The sequence below is a fragment of the Pseudoalteromonas sp. C12FD-1 genome, assembly GCF_037414265.1.
Lineage (GTDB): Bacteria > Pseudomonadota > Gammaproteobacteria > Enterobacterales > Alteromonadaceae > Pseudoalteromonas.
In genome coordinates this window covers 57,384-79,151 of sequence record NZ_JBBEVD010000071.1, presented here as the reverse complement: position 1 = coordinate 79,151, position 21,768 = coordinate 57,384, and the positions used below count along the sequence as shown (strand labels likewise).

The window sequence follows — 21,768 nt, the reverse complement described above, 5'->3', positions numbered from 1 at the left end:
TCAAACTAAGTAATTAATAGCCTAAATAGGTATAAATGTCACTTCGACTGCGTTTAATTTTAATGATTTAGCAATACATGCTTGAAATATAATCAGCAGCGACCGTTTCCCACGAAAAACGTGCACCTTTAGCATTAGCTTTAATTTTACTCCATTGCTTAGGGTTTTGCTGTTTTAAGCTAAGGGTTTCAATTAAGCATGTCATTAATCCATCAACTTGTTCATTTAACGAGCAGCCAGAAAATACAAAGCCATTGTCGTTGTGGCTTACGGTGTCTTTTAAACCACCAACACTGTGTACTAAACAAGGTTGCCCTGCGCGCATAGCAAGCATTTGACTAATTCCGCAAGGCTCAAACGAGCTTGGCATTAAAAATAAATCCCCAAGCTCATATAAGCTATCGCCAATACCTTGCCCATACCCTTTTAAAAACAACAAGTTTGCATTACGTGCCATGGCCTTGGTGAAAATACTCTCAAGGGCTTTGTCACCTGAGCCTAAAATAATTATACGACCATTAAAACGGTTAATTATTTCACATACTGTATCAAGCGCTAATTCGCCCCCATACTGCTGGCAAAGTAATAACACCTTTTGTTCAGTCAACCTGCCAACACTTGTGACTAGGGGCCCATCTATTGGCGTGTTTTTAAACTGCAGCATGCGCTGATGCGCAACATAGTAGCTCGTTTCAAGCTGCTCATGTTTTGTCATCCAATTAAATAAGGTATGTTCAATACGCTCATACAAAAGCGATAAAGTAACCTGCTCAGGGATTTGCTCAGGGTATTCACAGCCATTTAATATTCCCACCACCTTGCCTTGAGCCGATTGATTTTGTAAATCAAGCTCTAAACCTTCACCACCAAAAAAACCTTGCTGATAATTACTCGGCTTAAGTACCTCAGTACTGTAAGTAGGTGAGACTAAATGCACTTTATCTGCCAAATTTATAGCACTGCGCATAGGGTTAAAGCAGTGTGGGTAACGAGGGTCACACAAATGTTGCCCGTTATAACCTAACGAAGGAAACCAGGCTTCTAAACTCGAGTCGTCGTGTTTAAAAGGCCTGATCCCTTGCAGTGCTAAATTATGAACGGTGTAGGCAATATGTAAATTAGCAAGCGTATCGTAGCGTTTATCAAATTTTAATAACACGGCAACACACGCGCTGTGCCAATCGTGAAGATGCAGTGCTTGAGGGCGCTTTAATAATCCCTGTAGTAACACTTCACATATTGCGGCACTAAATAATGCATATTTGGTTGCATCTGTTGCAAAAGGTCGCCCGGGTTCGTCATTACAATACACCGAACCCGATTGGCTAAACAGTGGGTGCGAAATAACAAATTGATTAATGTGTGTGTTGTCATCACTTATTTTAAATAAAGATAATACCTGCGGCTGCGCTCTAAATATAACAGTGACATCACCTATATATTCACGTTGCAGTTGCTCAAACCCATAATCAGGAATAACAACATCTACGCTCACGCCTTGTGCGGCTAGTGCTTTTGGGGCATCTCTGACTACATCTGCTACCCCGCCCACTTTAGCGTTTGGTAAAGCATCGTTTTCTGCGGCAACCATTAATACATGCATTTATTTACTACTTCCTTAACCTTTGTTATTCGCATCCGATTTTAAGCGAACTTTTTATTTTCGTGTGCTTGACGCTCAAGCTTTTTAGCAAGTTCAGTGAGCATATCACGGGTCACAAGCACTATGCCTTTTTTAGACACCCTAAAGCCATTTTCTTCATCGGCTTTTCTATCGTAGCCAATTTCAAGTCCGGCGGGTATTTCACAGCTTCTATCAATTATGGCTCGCCTAATTTTACAATGACGATTAATAACAGCCCCAGGTAAAATAACCGATTGCTCAATTTCACAAAATGAGCGCACATGCACGTTAGAAAACAGCAATGATTTTCTAACCACCGAGCCTGATACAATGCACCCTCCCGATACCGTAGAATCTACCGCCATACCACGCCTATCTTCATCATCAAAAATAAACTTAGCCGGTGGCAGCTGTTCTTGGTAGGTCCAAATAGGCCATGTTGGATCGTATAAATCTAGCTGTGGCTCGGGCATTACCAATTCCATATTGGCTTCCCAAAATGAGTCTAACGTTCCTACATCGCGCCAATAAGGTTGCCCTTCTTGCATGGGATCTCTAAACGGAAACGCATACACACTGTGCTCTTCTATAATTGCCGGAATAATATCGTGCCCAAAATCGCGGCCAGAACCTTCATTGTCTGCATCTTTTTTTAGCTGCTCAAATAAAAACTCGGTATTAAACACATAGTTACCCATAGAAGCTAAGCAGGTTCCAGGCTTACCAGGGACAGAGCTGGGGATGGCGGGTTTTTCATCAAAGCGACACACCCGATTTTTTTCATCAACAGTCATTACCCCAAATGTATCTGCGGCCTCTTCAACAGGTACTTCGAGGCAACATACGGTCATGTCGGCGCCTTTTTGCACATGCTCGGCTAATAGAGCGCCGTAATCCATTCTATAAACGTGATCGCCTGACAAAATCATCACATATTTTGGCAGTTCGTGGCGAATAATATCCATGTTTTGAAAAACCGCATCGGCAGTCCCACAATACCACTCATCACCATTACGCTGAGAAGCGGGTAAAATTTCAACCGACTCCCCTAATTCCTTTTTAAAATGGCCCCATGCGCGATTAACATGGCGAATCAAAGAGTGCGATTTATATTGTGTGGCTATGCCTACACGCCTCACACCGGAATTAATACAATTTGATAATGGAAAATCGATAATACGGTGCTTACCTCCAAAATAAACAGCGGGCTTTGCGCGCCAATCTGTCAATTCGTGTAAGCGTGAGCCGCGTCCTCCAGCCAGTATTAACGCGTACGTATCTCGGGTTAAGCTACTTATGTAACGATTTGCATAACTAGGCATAATACTCTCTCCGTTTAGTCTGTGCTCTTAGTGGCATGGCTCGTAGTTGCGTGTAAGTCTGTTTCACTAATAGTTAGGGGGGTTAAGTGCCAAATATCTTCACTATATTGGCTTATGGTTCTATCACTTGAAAATATGCCACTTGCGGCCGTATTTAAAATACTCATTTGCGTCCAATGCGTTTGGTCTTGATACGCGGCCTCTACCTGCTTTTGTGCTGCTACATAGCTTTCAAAGTCATGTGCAACCAACCAAGGATCGTGAGGGCTTTTAATAGCGTTAATAATGTCGTCAAATAAATTAGGCTCAAACAGGTTAAACTGCCCGCTTTCGAGTAACTGCATTACATGGCTTAGGTCGCTGTTTTGCTCTATTAAATGAGAAGGGTTATAACGCGATTTAATATCATCAATTTGATGAGCCTGCGCACCAAACAAAAAGAAGTTATCAGCGCCAACAGCGTCTCTAATTTCAATATTAGCCCCATCTAACGTACCAATAGTAAGCGCGCCATTCATCATAAACTTCATGTTGCCAGTGCCTGAAGCTTCTTTACCTGCGGTCGAAACTTGCTCTGATAAATCGGTTGCAGGGCAAATAGTTTCCATTGCGGTCACATTATAATTTGGCAAAAACGCAACTCGTAAATAAGGTGCTGCAAGTGGGTCTTTATTAATAACTTCAGCGACATTATTAATGAGCTTAATTATTTTTTTAGCCATGTAGTAACCAGGGGCAGCTTTACCTCCTAGCAGCACACAACGAGGTACTAAGTTTGTGGTATCGCCTCGGCGTATACGGTCATATAAATGAATAACATGAAGCACATTTAATAGCTGGCGCTTGTATTCGTGAATACGTTTTACTTGTACGTCAAACATCATATCCACGTCAAAATCAACACCACAGCGCTCCTTCACTAAATCGACAAGACGTTGTTTGTTTTCGCGTTTAACATTTTGCCATTGCTGATGAAACGTCCTGTCGTCAAAGTAGCGGCGTAATTGGCTAATATCTGCAAAGTCGCTAACCCATTTTGAGCCAATTTTTTCTGTAATTAACTTACTCAAGGCTGGGTTGCAGTGTGCTAACCAACGCCTTGGCGTAACCCCATTGGTTTTATTATTAAATTTATTAGGCCAAAGCTCATAAAAGGTTTTAAATAGCCCTTCTTTTAAAAGTTGAGTATGTAGTGCGGCCACACCATTTACCGAATAGCTACCCACAATCGCTAAATAAGCCATGCGTATTTGCGGCACGTCGCCTTCTTCAATTAACGACAGCGCACGCTGTTTGCTTACATCACCAGGCCAATGCTGGGCCACTTGCGCTAAAAAGCGGGCATTTATTTCATAAATAATTTCTAAAATTCGTGGCAGTAGTTTTGCAAAAAGTGGCACCGACCATTTTTCTAATGCCTCTGGCAATAATGTGTGGTTAGTGTAAGCCATTGTACTGGTTGTAATTTCCCACGCTTTATCCCAATCAAGCCCGTAGTCATCAACCAAAATGCGCATCAACTCTGCCACGGCAATACTAGGGTGCGTATCATTTAATTGAAATACATGATGTGCAGCAAAATCACTAAAGTCTTCGCCGTACTGTTCAACCCATTGCGATACGATATCTTGAATACTCGCAGATGATAAAAAGTACTGTTGGCGCAATCTAAGCTCTTTACCATTTTCACTGCTGTCATTTGGGTAAAGCACCATTGTGATTTGTTCTGCTAAGTTTTTTTGTGCTACGGCTTCTGAATAACTCCCCGCATTAAACTCGGTTAAATTAAATTCGTCGGTCGCTTCTGATTTCCATAGCCTTAGCGTATTAACAATATCGTTTTTATAACCAGGAATAGGCACATCATATGGCACGGCCAATACGTCGTGACAACCAACCCATTGACGGTGCTCTCGCCCATGTTTGTCGGTATAACTTTGTACATGACCAAAAAACTTCACACGTTGCGATTGCTCAGGTGCGGCAAGCTCCCACGGGTGCCCCTCACGAAGCCAGTTATCAGGTTGCTCAACTTGGTGACCATTTTTTAATGATTGGTTAAACATGCCGTATTCGTAGCGAATACCGTAACCAACCACGGGGAGCGCAAGGCTTGCACAGCTATCTAAAAAGCAAGCAGCTAAACGCCCAAGACCACCATTGCCTAAGCCCGCATCGTGCTCTGCTTGGGCTACGGTTTCAATTGTGGTGCAATATTCTTGTAGGGCACTGGAGACTTGCTCGTCTAAATCGAGGTTTAAAATTGCATTACCAAGTGCTCTACCCATTAAAAATTCTAGCGATAGGTAGGCTGTTTTACGGCGTTTTTCTTGCTTGATCTGTTGTTTGGTTTCTCTGCAGCGTGCAACAAGCCGATCTCTGATTGTCAGTGCTAACGCGTGGTATAAGTACAGTTGCGACTCACCCACTTTGTCACGCCCTAAACTGTAGTAAAAATGCCGAGTTAAATCATCTTTTAAAGTGCTTTCATCAATTACAGGGGCCTCTTGCCACCCTTTTACCACACACACATTTTCGTCTTGCTTAGACATGACCTTCGTCCTCTAAATTTGCACTAAAAACCCAGCTACTCTGTGCTGAAATTTCGACTATTGCATCCTCTTTATTGCTGAGCGATGCGTTATGTACACTAGATAAAACCATGTCCCATTGCGCCGCTATAGGCGATGGGGGTAACTTACAAAAAACTGTTTTTTTACTCGCATTTAAAATGATCAATAAGGCATATTTATTTTGCTTATCTAACAAGCTGTACATCAAAAACTGCCGTTGCGGCTCGTGCCAATGCTCGTTTGTCATTTTTACGCCTTGCTCGGTAAACCATTTAACCGTAAAGCGCTCGTCAATATCTTCTGAAAACACACTGTGTTTAAAGGCACTATGGCCGCGTCTTATTTTTAATGCATCATCAATAAATCGGATTAGTGAATGATTTAGCTGCGAGTCTTTCCATGCTAACCAACTGGTGCGGTTATTTTGACAATATGCATTATTATTCCCCCCTTGCGAGTGCCCCATTTCACTGCCTGAGGCAATCATAGGGACCCCTTTTGAGAGTATCAGTGTAAGTAAAAAGTTCTTTTGTTGTTGCAGTCTTAGAGCAATAACTTTGGCATCATTTGTAAACCCTTCAACACCACAATTGGTTGAATGATTAGCACTATGACCATCACGATTTTGCTCGCCATTCGCTTCATTATGTTTGTGCTCGTAACTGACTAAATCAGCAAGCGTAAAACCATCGTGGCTGGTAATAAAGTTAATGCTATTGAGTGGCCCGCGCTGGCTGTGCTCAAAAATATCAAATGAGCCATGAATCCGTTTTGCCACATTTGCAATAACACCTTCCTCGCTTTGCCAAAAACGGCGTGTTACATCGCGGTATTGGTCATTCCACTCTCGCCAGGGAGCTGGAAATGCGCCCAGTTGGTAGCCTCCTGGCCCTATATCCCAAGGCTCACTGATAAGCTTTACACAGCTTAAAACAGGATCTTGTTCAATGGCTTGAAAAAACGCATGAGCGGTATTAAAACCATGAGTATTTCGACCTAAAATAGTAGCTAAATCAAATCTAAAGCCGTCAACTCCCATTACTTGTACCCAGTAACGTAAGCTGTCTAGTACCAGCTTTAAAGTTTTAGGATGGTCAATATTAATGGTGTTACCACAGCCTGTATCGTTTATGTACACCTGAGGCTTGTCAGCAACCGTACGGTAGTAAGCGAGGTTATCTAACCCTCTGAGCGATAAAATAGGCCCATCAGTCCCTGCTTCTGCGGTGTGGTTATAAACCACATCTAAAATAACCTCTATATCCGCTTTATGAAGCTCGCTAACCATTTGTTTAAATTCGTTAATGTCGTCATTAACCAAATAATCTTTATGCGGAGTAAAAAAGTTGAGCGTGTTGTAGCCCCAATAATTTTGTAGCCCTTTTGCTGTTAAAAATTGCTCACTTATAAAAGCATGTACAGGGAGTAACTCTAGTGTGGTAACCCCTAAATTATGCAAATGCTCAATAAAATTAGGATGGCTTAAACCTAAAAACTTGCCTTGCAAATTTTTAGGTATATTAGGATGTCGACACGTGGATCCTTTTACATGGCACTCATAAATAACGGTATTACACCAGCTATGGTTTGGCTTTTTATGTTTATAAGGCTGGCTGTTAATGACCCGCGATTTAGGTATATCAATGGCATTGTTAACCGTGCTTTTAGTACCAATTGGCATTTGCCCATAATGACGCTCACTCCATGTAAATTCGCCAAATAAATCTTTTGCATATGGGTCAAGGAGTAATTTGTGTTCGTTAAATAGCAGGCCTTTTTCGGGATTGTACTCTCCCTCTATGCGATAACCATACAATGCGCCTTCATCTAATGGCGCAACATAAGCTGTCCATATACCGCCTTCGTTGATATGCATGGTTACTTTTAATATTTCAGAGTGCCCGCTTTTATCAAATAAGCACACATAAGCTTGTGTTGCTTTAGGTGCGTACAAACTAAAGTTAACGCCGCCACTGCAAATAGTTGCGCCAAGTGGCTGTGGTTGCCCATGTGAAACCTCAAATCGATTACTCATCTTCAACCTTTTGTAAATAAATAGTCGTCAGGCCGCCAATAGCAATTTTAATGCTATGCGAAAAGCCATGAGCGCTTGCCTCTACACTACTAACCGTGGCGTTTTTGTTTGCTGTTACTTTAATGCCTGAGCCAAAAAAAGCGTCATCATCGGTGTTTAAAATAACCTTGTATTTACCCGCTACGGGTACTCCAATTTCATACTCTTGATAAGAAACAGGCGTAAAGTTTGCCACTACTACAATAAAGTCGTGGGCATTTTTAGCATAACGTACAAAACTAAATATACTTTGCTCGTTATTGTTGTTATCTATCCATTCAAAACCCGCAGGGCTTGAGTCGAGTTCATACAGTGCAGGTGACTGCTTATAAACAGTATTGAGCGCTTGTACAGTGTTTTGTATACCGCGGTGGCTTTTATGCTCTAGCAAATGCCAATCAATAGAATGGTTGTGATCCCACTCTTTTCGCTGTGCTATTTCGCCGCCCATAAACAGCAGCTTTTTACCTGGGTGCGCCCACATAAATGCGTAATACGCCCGTAAATTGGCAAATTTTTGCCAATCATCACCGGGCATTTTTTCAATTAATGAGCCTTTACCATGTACAACTTCATCATGGCTTAGCGGTAAAATGTAATTTTCGCTAAATGCGTACACCATAGAAAATGTCATTTCGTGATGGTGGTGCTGCCTATAAAGCGGATCGTGCTGCATGTAATGAAGGCTGTCGTTCATCCACCCCATATTCCATTTGTAACCAAAACCTAAGCCATTATGTTCAACACTTTGCGTAACGCCAGGCCACGCGGTCGACTCTTCAGCTACCATCATAATGCCTGTATTATTTTTATAACTACGCAAATTTACCTGCTTTAAGCACTCAATAGCGCCTAGATTTTCCCGTCCGCCGTAACAATTAGCAACCCACTGCCCTTCTTTACGGCTGTAATCTAAATAAAGCATTGAAGCCACCGCATCTACGCGCAGACCATCAAGACCAAATTGCTCTAGCCAATACATCGCATTAGAGATTAAAAAGCTTTTAACCTCCGGGCGGTCGTAATTATAAATATAGGTGTTCCAATCAGGGTGAAAGCCTTGTCGAATATCGGCATGTTCAAATAAATGCGTGCCGTCAAAGTGGTGTAAACCATGCGGATCACTAGGAAAATGCCCAGGCACCCAATCAAGTAGCACACCTAAGTTTGCTTTATGGCACTGCTGAACAAAGTATTTAAAACTGCTGTAATCACCAAAGCGACTAGTTGGTGCAAATAACCCCACCGGCTGATAACCCCACGAGCCATCAAACGGGTATTCACTTATTGGCATTAATTGAATATGGGTAAAGCCCATTTCAAGGGTGTAATTAACCAATTTGTCGGCAAGTTCGCTATAGCTTAAATAGCGATTTTCTTCAGCCCGTTGCCATGAACCTAAGTGCACTTCATAAATACTGATTGGCGCGTCTATGTGGTTACGCTTTTGACGATTTTTAAGCTCGCTATCACTAAGGGTAATAGCCGCTGCTTGTTGTTGTAACACACTAGCTGTACCTGGGGCTTGCTGCATTTTAAAGGCGAATGGATCTGCTTTTTCAAGTACATCGCCTTGCTGTGTCACAATAGAAAATTTATAACAGGTATCGGGCTGAAGCCCAGCGATAAAAAGCTCCCACACACCACAAGCAGGATGAAAGCGCATGTAATGGCGGTTAGCTTGCCAAAGGTTAAATTCGCCTATAACAGACACACTGGCTGCATTAGGCGCCCACACACAAAAACGCACGCCATTAATCCCTTGTTGGTTAATAAAGTGTGCGCCTAAATGTTTATATGCATGCTCTAAACTGCCTTCGTTAAATAAATACATTGCATCCGTATCTAGGCTACTTGAAAAACTATATTCATCGTAAAAGCATAATGCTGACTCTGCATAGTCAACCTCACATTTATAAGGTTGCGCGGGCATTTCGTTGCTTGCTGCAATAAATAAATCGCTGTTGTTATAACGCTTAGCAATTACTTTTTTATCATTGATAATAATATTTACATTTTTAGCTGCGGGTAAATACACGCGTATTTCGTAGCCATTTTTATAGGCATGCGCCCCTAAAAAACTAAAAGGGTCTTTAAATCTGCCGCCTTGCAGTGCAGTTACCTGTGCGTCGTAATGGGTCTGTAATGAAACCTTTGGTGCGGTACTACTCATATCCTTTCCTTATTGAATTAACTGCAGCCAAGGTACTGGCATTATTTTTAAAAATATCGTTACATGAGTGCGTTAAAACACGGCGCCAATTTGGGTATTCGGTATTAGTACCGGGTATATTCACCGGATACGTTTGTTTATCTAAATCATCAAGCTGAAGTGCAAATAAACGGCTATCACTCTGTGCAAGTGCTTTGGCAAGTTCACCGTAAACACACATAGCATCACTCGTTTCGCTAAGTTGCTCTGCGCTATGTAATCGTATAAAACGCAGTAATCGTTGTTTTTCTTGTTGTCGTTCGAGCAGTTGCTGTTGGTACTGCTGATCATCAATAAGCTGATACTGGCGTTTAATATCTAAATCATCTGTTTGCCACCAGCCGCAAAATGGCGGTACGTCATGATTGGCTATCATAATTAAACAATGCTTAGGTAATTGTTGTAACGGAAGAAACTCGCCATCATGTTGTTTTTCAAAATAAAATAAACTATTTGAATAAATGCCACTTACAGCAAGTGCGTGTTTAACCTCGGGCGGGACTATGCCTAAGTCTTCTCCTATTACTATGCACTGATTAAGGTGAGACTCTATTTTTAAAATAGCCAATAAGTGCTCGAAAGGGTAATAAACATAACAGCCATCTTGTGTATGATTATTTTCAAAGCACCACCATAAGCGCCTTAGTGCCATAACGTGATCAATGCGCAACCCCCCAACGCCTTGCATGTTTGCGCGAATAAGTGAGCGATAAAAGGCAAAATGATCATTTTTTAATTGTTGCGGGTCAAGCGCAGGCAATCCCCAATTTTGCCCTGCTTGCGCCCATGGGTCTGGCGGCGCGCCAACATTGGCATTATTACTAAAAAGTGATTGCTGAGATTGATACTCAACGCCATCTCCTGCACAACCAACAGCAAGGTCATTAATTAAACCTATTGCCATGCCTTTATCTAAACAATGCTGCTGGCAGTGGCTTAATTGTAATTTAGCTTGCCATTGTAAATAGTAATCAAAAGTAGGATTGGCTGAATTTAGCGTAGTTAGGGTCTGGGCGTTTTGTTTGCAAAACTGTGCAAACTCATCGCGCCGTGAAGCGCTGGCATGTGCTTCAAAATGACTAAATAGCGCTTTAAATAATGCATATTTAACTGCACTTACTTTTTCATAATTTATAAACTGTTCATTGCTGTTTAAAAGCGCTTTTACCTCATCACTGTGTAACAAAGCATTTAACTGCGGGTTATTTTTACCATCAGCTGAAAGCTCAACAGAAATGTACAAAGGATTTAATAACGCACGGCTATTAGGGCTATAGGGGCTAGCTCGATCACTTTGCTGAGCAAACAGCAAATGTAATGGATTAAGTAATATGTAGTCCAAGTGCTGCTGTGCACATAAATCACATAGCTCTAGTAAATCATTAAAATCCCCTATACCTAGGCCTGCTTTATTTTTAACCGTGTACAACTGCAGCGAAAGCCCTGTGCGCTTAGTATCATCTACTTGAAAAACTTTTTCTGGGATGGCCCACAATTGAATCTCTTTGCTTTGCTCCCCTACACTAACCCGCGCCTGATGATAACCTACCGGAATAACTCCTAAAGGCACTGCCACTTCAATATAACGCACGCCATGTACATAGTAATCGCCTGTAATGGCCAAATTATGTAAGTTAGCACGTTCAAAAGTGACATTTAACTTTGGCAACCTTATTGCAACAGGTAAATCAAGCTGACGCTCATCTATACGAATATAAAAAAGGTTATCAGTTAAATTCACTAAGCTGGTATTGGGCGATAATTCTAACCAAGGCGCAACATCTAATTGATAATTAAGCTGTGCGATTTGGTGCCCATCATCAGTATTTACGCCACAACATTGTAAGGCACGTTTGCGCGTGTCTTCGCTAAATATAACCTGCTCGCCCGTGTATTTAGTAAACTCATAACCAATACCGTGCAAATAAAACAACTGCGAAAGTGCGTCCATTTACTCGCCTTAATTTATGCGTTGAGTATTCACTATGCTATTTTCTGTGCCAAATGTATTAGGTAGGTAATCATCCGCTTGGTGGTCGTTATCCCAAATATCACCATTAATTAAGTAACGAAAATGATACTGCTGATCAACAGGCAATCTCTGCTTGCATTTAAATACCCCTTCTTTTTTATTAAGCTTCATGGGTACCGGTTGCCAATCGGTAAATTCGCCAACTAAACTTACTTGCTCTGCATCAGGGTGAGTAAACTCAAAGGTAACTTCAGCTTCATTTTTTGTTTTAAAAAAACGTTTATTCAACATAGTAGGCTCCAACTAAACCAAAATGGGTACTTAATCTTTGCCACAGGGCCGATACAACACTTCAAAGGGCGATGTGGGGTGCATTTAAACATCATTAAACGCGGGTAATTTAAACAAATTTTTATTTACGCATTATTACAGTGCAAAAAAGTTTTAAGCTGCACATATAAGGTGCGATTTCGATAAAAATTATCGCTTATTAATGACAAACTAATGAACAGCAAGTATTAAACCAACTTAATCATTTTTCATTATTAATATATTGAGTAAAAAATCGTATATAAGTTCACACCAACCTATAAAATTCTTTCGTTATCAGTGTGCTTAAGTAATAATACACAGCATCTTACGTCTCTGAAATACCAAAAATTTCATGTTGAAAAAAAGCATTTTATTCACTACGGTGATTTTATTTATTGCACTTGCCTCCTTTGTAAGCCTTTCTATATATACCCTTTATAGTAAAAAGCAATTATCAGTAGATCCGAAGTTAAAAGAAATTTCAGGTATTGAGTTTGATAAAAACAAACGTTTGTGGGCGATTAATGATGGCGGTGACGATCCAAAGCTATATCGCTTAGGTCAAGATGGCGCGATTGAAAAAGAAATCCTCGTTACTAATGCTAAAAATATAGACTGGGAAGATATGACACAAAATAAATTTGGTCATTTTTTCTTAGGTGATTTTGGCAATAATAAAAACGATAGAAAGTGGTTAACTATTTATAAAATAGAAAACCCTATTGATATAAAAACAGAGACCACCGAAGCCGAAATTATTAAATTTACCTATCCTGAAATGGACGGCACCCCCATAAAGCCTAACAAACGCAACTTTGATTTAGAGGCTTTTGTTGAGTACAAACGCCATTTATATTTATTTACCAAAAATAGAACCGAACCTTTCGATGGCATAACCAATGTTTATAAAGTGGGCGATCATGCAGCTAATTTTGATGCACAGCTAATTGATTCATTTAAAACATGCACAACCCTTGAAAAACTATGTTGGATCACATCCGCTGCGCTTAGCCCAGACAGAACTAAACTTGTGCTTCTGGATTCTACCAGTATTTGGCTGTTCGAAAATTTTAAAGGGGATAAGTTTTTTTCTGGTGATGTTTCTCGAATCGATTTAGGTATTGTTACGCAAAAAGAAGCAATCACCTTTTATGACGATAATACACTTATTTTTACCGATGAAGAATTTAAAGGGCTGGTAGGAGGAAATGCGTACATTATTAAATTAAATGAAGCAAAAAAAACCATTATCAAACACGCTCTAAAACCAACAACTGCTGTAAGTAAATAGCAATATATAAAAGCTATACATACGGGGTTTTAATAAGGTATTGAGCTCGCTTTAATTTAATACGATATTGTTAAATGAATGCAGCGCTTTTTCTACATCAACCCCTAAAGTAATAACGCCAATATGTTCGCCTTGGGGATCTTTTATAGGTAAACTTAGATGTACCTGAAAATGATGTGTTGACGCATCATATTCAACGCTGCTAAAGCGATGTGCTATAGATTGCTTGTATACAAGACTAAATTTACTCTCATCACCTTGCCAATAATCACTGGTTATTTTACTTATAGCCGCATTTTTGCCTTGTTTATCTATCAGTATAGTTTCTGTAACTATGCCGTTGAACTGAGTTTGCCATTGTTTTAAATATAATGAGGCATCAATAAGTAACATCTTTTTAGCTAAACCATGTTGATGTGCTTTTACTTCTTTAACCCAAAGCTCATCTGCTAGTTTAAGCTCTTTTTTGCTCAGCTGAATATGGTTACTCTGAGTTACTGTATCGGTGATTATTGGCTGTGAAATTAACCCCTCCAGTGGCGTTAACAACTTATCAAGTATTTGTACTTGTTCACCTTGGGATAAGTAAAACGGTGCAGGAGCACATTGTGGGATCGTTTCGTCAAATTTGTCTAAAAAAGATGGGTGCGAATTAATAAGCTTATTGGCAGCAAAAACACCTAAAGGCACATAGCGATAAAACGAGCGTTGGTATGGCGAAGCGTCAATACCTAAGTTGTCAGCAGTATTATTAAAATCATCTAAATCGAGTAATACTTTATCTACCCTATGATGGTGAAGCACGTTCACTATTTCTTCCAGCGAGTTTACCTCAACAAGCGAGGTAATATTTTGTGTTTTAAACCAATTAGCTTGATAACTGCCACGGACTACACCATAACGCAATTTTTTGGGATCTACATTAATACTATCGGGGTGAGTAAACCAGTACCAATTTTCTAGATAAATAGGTGACGACAACTTACCATGCTGGCTCATCTCATAGGTTAAATGCGTTGTAAAATACCCATCTAATCTATCTAGCTTTACTTCGCGACGAGCCCTAAGCCAAGACAGCGATTTCAACTCAAATGGCATGTTCATATTGTGTAATATACATTGCACTTGGTTAACCGCATTATCTGGCGTTGTAAGCGATACATTGGTACCAAATTTTAAAGGCTCAGTTAAAGTTAACAGCACAAAAAATAGCGTTGTGGGCATAATCCATTGCTAAATAATTATTAATTAAAATAAGTATAGTCAACTAGCGTAAAATTGCATGGTAGATACCAAAACTCAACTATGCTAACTTACACAGTTAATAAATCGCTCTGTAAGTAAGGAAACCTTTTCTTTGCTTTTATAGTACTGGTTAGATGTTTTTATTAAATACTTGGCACATTTATTTTTTGCAGATAGAAATTGGTCATTACAACCTTCAGTAGACCTCCCCAAAGCTTCTTGATAAACTTTATCAGCGCACATAGTTAACGAAAACTCCGAGGCTCCAGCAATAATTTCATTTATGCTAACTTCAGCTGTTTCAAGCTTATAAAATAAATCACTATACGTTTTTACTTCTATATGCTTATTAAATGTGTACTGACTGGCTTTAGCCGTTAAGTAGTAACCAACAAATACAATTGAAAAGATCAGCAATATAGTTTTTTTCATCATTTATCCCTAATGACGCGGTTAAGCGGCTTCCATTAAATACAAGATATCCATCTTGTTACAGCAGGTAGTTTATGGGTAGTACTTAAAAATTTACAAAGGTAGGAGTCTTATAATCTATTCCATAGCTTGTTAAATCCTTGTTATAAAAGTATATAAAAACACTCTCAAACAGTGAGTATCTTACCACATATATTAGCCAATGCAATTCTATTTAGCATGTTTAGATAATATTTATTAATACGAATATTTCTAAACATTTGTCATCCTAACAAAGCGTACCTTTTACATAGTTCAAACACAAAAACATTATAATAAATTTTGCTAACGCTTAAATTTTGTTTCTAAAATAACCGACGACGTTGTGCGCTCTACGCCATCTAAATTACCTATATCATCAAGTAAATGGCTTAGTTTTTCTAAATTTTGCGCTTGCACTACAGCAATTAAATCAAACTCACCGCTTATTGCATAAAGCTGGGAAATAGCATCAATTTGTTTTAGCTCTAAATTGGTTTTGGTGGTGAGTTTTTGCATCACTTTTATAGACACATGAGCCGACACCATACTGCTTAAATAGTCTTCACCGTAATCTACGCTATACCCTTTTATAACACCGGTTTCTTCAAGCTTTAACATACGGCTTTGCACGGTAGAGCGCGATAAATTAAGCATGCGCGCTAGGTCAGAAATACTTGCACGTGCATTTGTTTTTAAAATTGAAAGTAGCTTTTCATCTTGTGGAGTTATCATATTGCTTATTAATTTCGTTATTTTGACTTTTATTGTAATCATTTTTCACAAAATAGCACTGCAAATTTAACCTATAACCTTCGATAATAACCAGCAATAACAAAAATTATCTAGCTGAGAAAACGCTAACGTTTTTATTTTGCTAATTTTTATTCAATATTCACAATTTTTAGGTGTACATAATGCAAGTAACAAGAGACTTATTTAACGATGTAATGGTGCCAAACTACAACCCGTCGGCTGTTATTCCAGTGCGAGGTGAAGGCTCACGTGTATGGGATCAAAATAACAACGAGTTTATTGATTTTGCTGGTGGTATTGCCGTTAATTGTTTAGGCCACTGCCACCCTGCACTTGTATCTGCTTTAAAAGAGCAAGGCGAGAAAATTTGGCACTTATCAAATGTAATGACTAACGAACCTGCCCTGCGTTTAGCACAAAAAATGGTTGAAGCCACATTTGCTGATAAAGTTTACTTTGCAAACTCAGGCGCAGAAGCTAACGAAGCAGCACTCAAGCTAGCGCGTCGTTTTGCTTTAGATGTATACGGCGAAGAAAAATCGCAAATTATTGCCTTTAATAAAGGTTTTCACGGCCGCACATTTTTTACAGTAACCGTGGGCGGCCAAGCAGCTTACTCTGATGGGTTTGGTCCTAAGCCTGGCGACATTATGCATTGTGATTACAACGACATTGCAGCATTTGAAGCACTTATTAGTGATAAAACGTGTGCAGTAATGATGGAGCCACTGCAAGGTGAAGGCGGTATTATTTCACCAACAGATGAATTTGCTAAAAAAGTACGCGAGTTATGTACTAAGCATAATGCACTGCTTATTTTTGATGAAGTACAAACCGGTGTTGGCCGTACTGGCGATTTATACGCATACGAAGGCTTAGGCGTAGTGCCTGATATTTTAACGACCGCTAAAGCACTTGGTGGTGGTTTTCCTATTGGTGCGATGATCACCCGCACAGCTATTGCTGAGCATTTAAAAATAGGTACGCACGGCTCTACTTACGGTGGTAACCCACTGGCATGTGCCGTAGCAGAAGCAGCCTTTGATACAGTAAATACGCCTGATGTATTAAATGGCGTAAAAGAGCGCGAGCAGTTATTCCGCGATGGCTTAAACGCTATTAACGAAAAGTACAACGTATTTAGTGAAGTACGTGGTAAAGGTTTACTTATTGGCGCTGTATTAAACGAAAAATTTGAAGGCCGCGCACGCGACTTTTTAGTTGCAAGTGCTAACAATGGCTTAATGAACTTAGTGGCGGGCATGAACGTGATTCGTTTTACTCCTTCTTTAGTAATTCCATTTGAAGACATTAAAGAAGGCCTAGCACGCTTTGAAAAAGCAGTAAGCGACGTAGTAAACGGCTAATTTAATTAAGCGCGCTCTAGGGCGCGCTGTTGGAGCAAGTAATAAATGCAAGTATTACGTCCTATTACCACTGCAGATTTTGCTGCACTTAAGCAAATTGCAATCGAGTCAGGCCATGGCTTTACCTCACTGCCTGTAGATGATGAGCAATTAAAAGAAAAAATAGATCGCGCCGAAAAAAGCTTTGCTAAAAATATCAATCAGCCACTCGATGAAAGCTACCTATTTGTTTTAGAAGATAGCGAAACAGGTGAAGTAGTTGGTACTACCGCCATAGAAGCCGCTGTTGGTTTATCTGTGCCTTTGTACCATTACCATTTAGGTAAAACAGTACACCACTCGCCTACACTGAATGTTTATAACACCGTTGATATTTTAAGTATGTGTAACGATTACACCGGATGCTCTGAAATATGCACTTTGTTTTTGCGCGAAAACAGCCGCAAAGGTTTAACCGGTCGCTTTTTATCACGCTCACGCTTTTTATTTATGGCCCAACACAGCGAACGTTTTGCCGATACCGTCATAGCTGAAATGCGCGGCGTAAGCGACGAAGATGGTCATTCACCGTTTTGGCAGTGGTTGCAAGAGCACTTTTTTAGTATTGAGTTTCCTCAGGCTGATCACTTAGTGGGGCTTGGCGATAAAGTGTTTATTAGTGAGTTAATGCCTAAATACCCTATTTACGTAAACTTACTAAGTAAAAAAGCCCAAGCAGTTATTGGCCACGTGCATGACAAAACAAAACCGGCGCTCAAATTACTTGAAAAAGAAGGTTTTGAGCATCGTGGCTACGTTGATTTGTTTGATGCAGGCCCAACGGTAGAAGCAAAGCTTGGTAATATTCGCAGTATTCGTGAGTCTCAAGTATGCCCTATTACCATTGGCGAGCTGGAACATATTAGCCAGCACAGCTCAGATACACTTGCCGTTTGCAACCAAGGTGTAAGTGGGTTTAGAGCAACCTTTACCCAGCACGCCCATTATAACCACGCTAAGCACACATTAGTAATAAGCCAAGAAGTGGCTGATGCCCTTAATTTATCCCAAGGAGATGCAGCGCGTTTTTTCCGCCTGTAAAACAAATATGAACACACACCTTATAAATAACCAATGGCATTCAGGCCAAGGCCCCGCTTTTAGCTCTGTTAATCCGAGTAACGGCGAAGTTGTATGGCAAGGCAATGGCGCAAATGCAGAGCAAGTAGATTCTGCAATTAATGCAGCTAGAGCCGCACAAGTACAATGGGCAGATACGCCAATTGAGTCGCGTATTACTATACTTGAAAACTTCGTAGCACAATTAAAAGAGCACAGCGAAGAATTTGCAGCCATTATAGCGCGCGAAACCGGCAAGCCACTTTGGGAAACACGCACAGAAGTAGGCGCTATGACAGGTAAAGTAGCCATTTCTATCAAAGCCTATAATGAACGCACCGGCACCACAGAAAACCCAATGCCAGGTGCTAAAGCCTTCATACGCCATAAACCACACGGCGTTGTGGCTATATTTGGCCCTTACAACTTCCCTGGGCATTTACCAAACGGCCATATTGTACCTGCCATTTTAGCGGGTAACACCGTGGTATTTAAACCATCTGAACTAACCCCTCACGTTGCTGAATTTACTTTAGCACTTTGGTTAAAAGCGGGCTTACCAGCGGGTGTTATTAACCTAGTACAAGGTGAAGTAGAAACCGGTAAAGCACTTGCTTCACATAAAGACATAGACGGCTTATTTTTTACCGGCAGTTCAAACACTGGCCATTTACTACATAAGCAGTTTGCCGGCCACCCAGGTAAGATTTTAGCGCTTGAAATGGGCGGTAATAACCCATTAATAGTTAAAGATGTTGCCGATGTAAACGCTGCAGTACACGATATTATTCAATCTGGCTTTATTACTTCTGGCCAGCGCTGTACTTGTGCACGCCGCGTGTTTATTGAGAATTCAACCAATGGCGATGCCATTTTAGAAAAACTTATTAGCGCAACCAAAAATATTGTTGTTGATGACAGTTTTGCCACTAACCAGCCATTTATGGGTGCGATGATAAGCGAAAAAGCCGCCCTGGGTATGATTGCAGCGCAAAATGAATTAGTTGAGAGCGGCGGCGAAATACTCGTTGAGCTTAAGCAGTTAAAAGCAGGCACAGGGTTTGTAAGCCCAGGTATTATTGATGTAACTAACATCACCAACATGGCCGATGAAGAACACTTTGGCCCGCTTATAAAAATTTACCGCTACAACGACTTTGACAGCGCAATAGCAGAGGCTAACAACACCAGCTTTGGTTTATCAGCAGGCTTACTTGGCGATAACGAAGATGATTACAGCCACTTTTTAAAGCGTATTCGTGCTGGCATAGTAAATTGGAACCGCCCTATTACAGGTGCCTCTAGTGCTGCGCCGTTTGGTGGCATAGGCGCAAGTGGTAACCACAGAGCAAGTGCATATTATGCTGCAGATTACTGCGCTTACCCTGTTGCTTCAGTTGAATCAGACAAAGTAAATTTACCGCAAACTTTAGCACCCGGCTTAGTAATAGAATAATACCCATTTTTAAGGATTTAACATGCATACCAACGTAAATACATTATTTGAAAACCTATGGGATAACTATTTAGCAGTTACGCCATCGGCAGATAAAATTCATGACCTTCTGGGTTCAACGCAAAAAGATGACATTATTAACGACCATATTGCGCTGCGTACCTTTAATATTGAAAAAGTAGGCCTTGAAAAACTAGCCGCACACTTTTTAGCGCTAGGTTATACAGAGTGTGGCGAATACCACTTTGAAGCTAAAAAGCTATACGCTAAGCACTTCGAGCACAGCGACCCTAAGCAACCTAAAGTATTTATTTCTGAGTTATTAGTAGAAAAGTGCTCACCAGAGCTGCAAGCTATTGTTATCGATATGGTAAATCAAATAGATGAAAACGCAGTAACTGCCGATAACTTTTTATACTCAGGCACCCATTGGCAGGTAAGTAGCGACACTTACAAGCAATTACTCGCTGAAAGTGAGTACGCAGCATGGATGTCGGCATGGGGCTACCGTGCCAACCACTTTACTGTAAATATTAATATGCTTGCCAAGTTTGATAACATTCACGATGTTAACCAAGCGCTTAAAGACGCAGGTTTTGCGCTTAATACATCTGGCGGCGAAGTAAAAGGCTCACCAGAGGTGTTATTAGAGCAATCATCTACCCTTGCAGATGATTACGCCGTTACCTTTAGCGACGGTGAACTACGCATCCCTAGCTGTTTTTATGAGTTTGCGATTAGATACCCTAAAGCCGATGGCGAGCTTTACACGGGATTTGTTGCTGCCTCTGCTGATAAAATATTTGAAAGCACTAACGCTCGTTAAAAATAAAGCAGGCGCTATTATTTCAACCTAAAAAAAGCCCGTTTGGGCTTTTTTTTATGACAATAATATTTAGAACATTTACACTAAGTTGTATGTCTGTATTTACTAAACTTTTAATTATCTTGCATGTGCTGCTTATATCACCTTTGATCCATGCAAATGAACCACTTACATTACTCTCCAGAGCGAATGCGTCTACTGATAGCTTTTTAAATTCAGATAAAACATTCGAAAGCCTGCTCAATCATACTATTGACACTAAATTGCAGTGGACCAATCAAGCACGGTTAATAAAGCGGCTTATGGGTAATGAAGCAGTATGCAGCTACGATATAATAAAAACGCCAGCGCGTGAAAAGCATATTTTGTTCTCAAATATACCAACCACTATTTACGAGCAACGAAAAATTTATTCTTTTAAACGCATCTTGCAAAACTTTCCTGAACGAGTCTCTGTTGCCCAATTACTTGGAAAAGATTTTACCCTTGCCGTAGATTCAGGAACAAGTTATCAAAAACTTGAGCCTGTTTTAACAAAGTATAGAGATCAAATTGCCGCGATCAGTTCTGAAGACACCAGCTCTCAACTACCTCAACTTCTTATTCATAATAGAATAGACATGATTGTCGATTATGAGGTTAACGTACTCGGTGCACTCACCAGTGAGCAATTAAAACAAATAGACAGCCGTGAAATAGCTGAGTTCCCTGAGTTTGTTAACGGCTACTTTGCATGTAGTAAGTCAACACTCGGTGAAAAAGTAATAAAAACCATTAATATTTTAATGGAAACCCCCGAAATTTACGATCGCCTACAAAAAAGCTTACAGCAAGCCTATAGTGCAGATACATCTAGCGAAATGTTACTGGCTTACGCTAAAGAACACGTATATTTGACCTCTGATGAGTAAAGTTAATCGTCAAGATAAACCCATCTAATTAACGCAACCCCATGATACTTATATAAAATAAATTATTTTAAAATTATTTCATATTTTTATTGCACTGATTAAAAACCTACATTATTATCTCGCCGCTTCTTGATGATAGCCAATCCGAGTACATTACAAACCCCGTTTGTAGCAAGGCGATAGAGCAACTATCCAAGAGTGAATTTGACTGTGCATATGCACTATTGATCTCACTCAACCGACTCGTGGATACACCATAACCCGAGCGGTTGCTTAACT

The 21,768-nt window shown here is 40.2% G+C and carries 16 protein-coding genes; 6 read left to right on the top strand and 10 right to left on the bottom strand.

Annotation, left to right across the window (positions count from 1 at the left end; all coding sequences use genetic code 11):
* Positions 1 to 67: 67 nt before the first annotated feature.
* The 7 genes from WDB87_RS12700 to WDB87_RS12670 are packed head-to-tail and all read right to left on the bottom strand — an operon-like array spanning position 68 to position 12,068.
* Positions 68 to 1,603, bottom strand: coding sequence for a glycogen synthase (locus WDB87_RS12700; protein WP_337850043.1), 1,536 nt, complete (start codon positions 1,601 to 1,603; stop codon positions 68 to 70).
* A 41-nt stretch (positions 1,604 to 1,644) separates the two neighbouring features.
* Positions 1,645 to 2,946, bottom strand: coding sequence for a glucose-1-phosphate adenylyltransferase (gene glgC / locus WDB87_RS12695; RefSeq protein WP_286247994.1), 1,302 nt, complete (start codon positions 2,944 to 2,946; stop codon positions 1,645 to 1,647).
* A gap of 14 nt (positions 2,947 to 2,960) precedes the next feature.
* On the bottom strand, positions 2,961 to 5,498 hold the full coding sequence (locus tag WDB87_RS12690; protein WP_337850042.1) for a glycogen/starch/alpha-glucan phosphorylase: 2,538 nt from the start codon (positions 5,496 to 5,498) through the stop codon (positions 2,961 to 2,963).
* Positions 5,491 to 7,554, bottom strand: coding sequence for a glycogen debranching protein GlgX (gene glgX / locus WDB87_RS12685; protein WP_337850041.1), 2,064 nt, complete (start codon positions 7,552 to 7,554; stop codon positions 5,491 to 5,493). The genes WDB87_RS12690 and glgX overlap by 8 nt, the downstream gene beginning before the upstream one ends.
* A complete protein-coding gene (glgB, locus tag WDB87_RS12680; protein ID WP_337850040.1) occupies positions 7,547 to 9,766 on the bottom strand; it encodes a 1,4-alpha-glucan branching protein GlgB in 2,220 nt (739 codons plus the stop codon). The genes glgX and glgB overlap by 8 nt, the downstream gene beginning before the upstream one ends.
* On the bottom strand, positions 9,759 to 11,756 hold the full coding sequence (gene malQ / locus WDB87_RS12675) for a 4-alpha-glucanotransferase (protein WP_337850039.1): 1,998 nt from the start codon (positions 11,754 to 11,756) through the stop codon (positions 9,759 to 9,761). The genes glgB and malQ overlap by 8 nt, the downstream gene beginning before the upstream one ends.
* Before the next feature lie 9 nt (positions 11,757 to 11,765).
* A complete protein-coding gene (locus WDB87_RS12670; RefSeq protein WP_286247984.1) occupies positions 11,766 to 12,068 on the bottom strand; it encodes an isoamylase early set domain-containing protein in 303 nt (100 codons plus the stop codon).
* Between the two features lie 373 nt (positions 12,069 to 12,441).
* Here WDB87_RS12670 and WDB87_RS12665 point away from each other — a divergent pair, with 373 nt between their 5' ends.
* On the top strand, positions 12,442 to 13,380 hold the full coding sequence (locus WDB87_RS12665; RefSeq protein ID WP_286247983.1) for a hypothetical protein: 939 nt from the start codon (positions 12,442 to 12,444) through the stop codon (positions 13,378 to 13,380).
* Between the two features lie 51 nt (positions 13,381 to 13,431).
* On the opposite strand, the gene WDB87_RS12660 is transcribed toward WDB87_RS12665, so the two are convergent.
* The 3 genes from WDB87_RS12660 to WDB87_RS12650 all read right to left on the bottom strand — a co-directional run bounded on the left by WDB87_RS12660 (position 13,432) and on the right by WDB87_RS12650 (position 15,810).
* Positions 13,432 to 14,604 (bottom strand): cellulose-binding family II protein, encoded by a 1,173-nt coding sequence (locus WDB87_RS12660; RefSeq protein WP_337850038.1) that lies wholly within the window; start codon positions 14,602 to 14,604, stop codon positions 13,432 to 13,434.
* Between the two features lie 84 nt (positions 14,605 to 14,688).
* The gene (locus tag WDB87_RS12655; RefSeq protein ID WP_337850037.1) at positions 14,689 to 15,060 is read right to left on the bottom strand and encodes a hypothetical protein; all 372 of its coding nucleotides are present in this window, start codon (positions 15,058 to 15,060) and stop codon (positions 14,689 to 14,691) included.
* 321 nt (positions 15,061 to 15,381) lie between these two features.
* On the bottom strand, positions 15,382 to 15,810 hold the full coding sequence (locus WDB87_RS12650; protein WP_058550238.1) for an Lrp/AsnC family transcriptional regulator: 429 nt from the start codon (positions 15,808 to 15,810) through the stop codon (positions 15,382 to 15,384).
* A 182-nt stretch (positions 15,811 to 15,992) separates the two neighbouring features.
* Here WDB87_RS12650 and WDB87_RS12645 point away from each other — a divergent pair, with 182 nt between their 5' ends.
* From WDB87_RS12645 to WDB87_RS12625, 5 genes are read left to right on the top strand one after another with little or no spacing between them, the layout of a single operon-like run.
* Positions 15,993 to 17,198: an aspartate aminotransferase family protein gene (locus WDB87_RS12645; RefSeq protein ID WP_337850036.1), complete on the top strand. Its 1,206-nt coding sequence runs from the start codon at positions 15,993 to 15,995 to the stop codon at positions 17,196 to 17,198.
* 45 nt (positions 17,199 to 17,243) lie between these two features.
* Entirely contained in the window at positions 17,244 to 18,278 is a 1,035-nt protein-coding gene (astA, locus tag WDB87_RS12640; RefSeq protein WP_337850035.1) for an arginine N-succinyltransferase, read from the top strand.
* A 7-nt stretch (positions 18,279 to 18,285) separates the two neighbouring features.
* On the top strand, positions 18,286 to 19,752 hold the full coding sequence (gene astD / locus WDB87_RS12635; RefSeq protein WP_286247969.1) for a succinylglutamate-semialdehyde dehydrogenase: 1,467 nt from the start codon (positions 18,286 to 18,288) through the stop codon (positions 19,750 to 19,752).
* A gap of 22 nt (positions 19,753 to 19,774) precedes the next feature.
* Positions 19,775 to 20,578 carry a DUF1338 domain-containing protein gene (locus WDB87_RS12630; protein WP_337850034.1) on the top strand — a complete coding sequence of 268 codons (804 nt, stop codon included), beginning with the start codon at positions 19,775 to 19,777 and terminating at the stop codon, positions 20,576 to 20,578.
* A gap of 56 nt (positions 20,579 to 20,634) precedes the next feature.
* Entirely contained in the window at positions 20,635 to 21,489 is an 855-nt protein-coding gene (locus WDB87_RS12625) for a hypothetical protein (RefSeq protein ID WP_337850033.1), read from the top strand.
* Positions 21,490 to 21,768 lie beyond the last annotated feature (279 nt).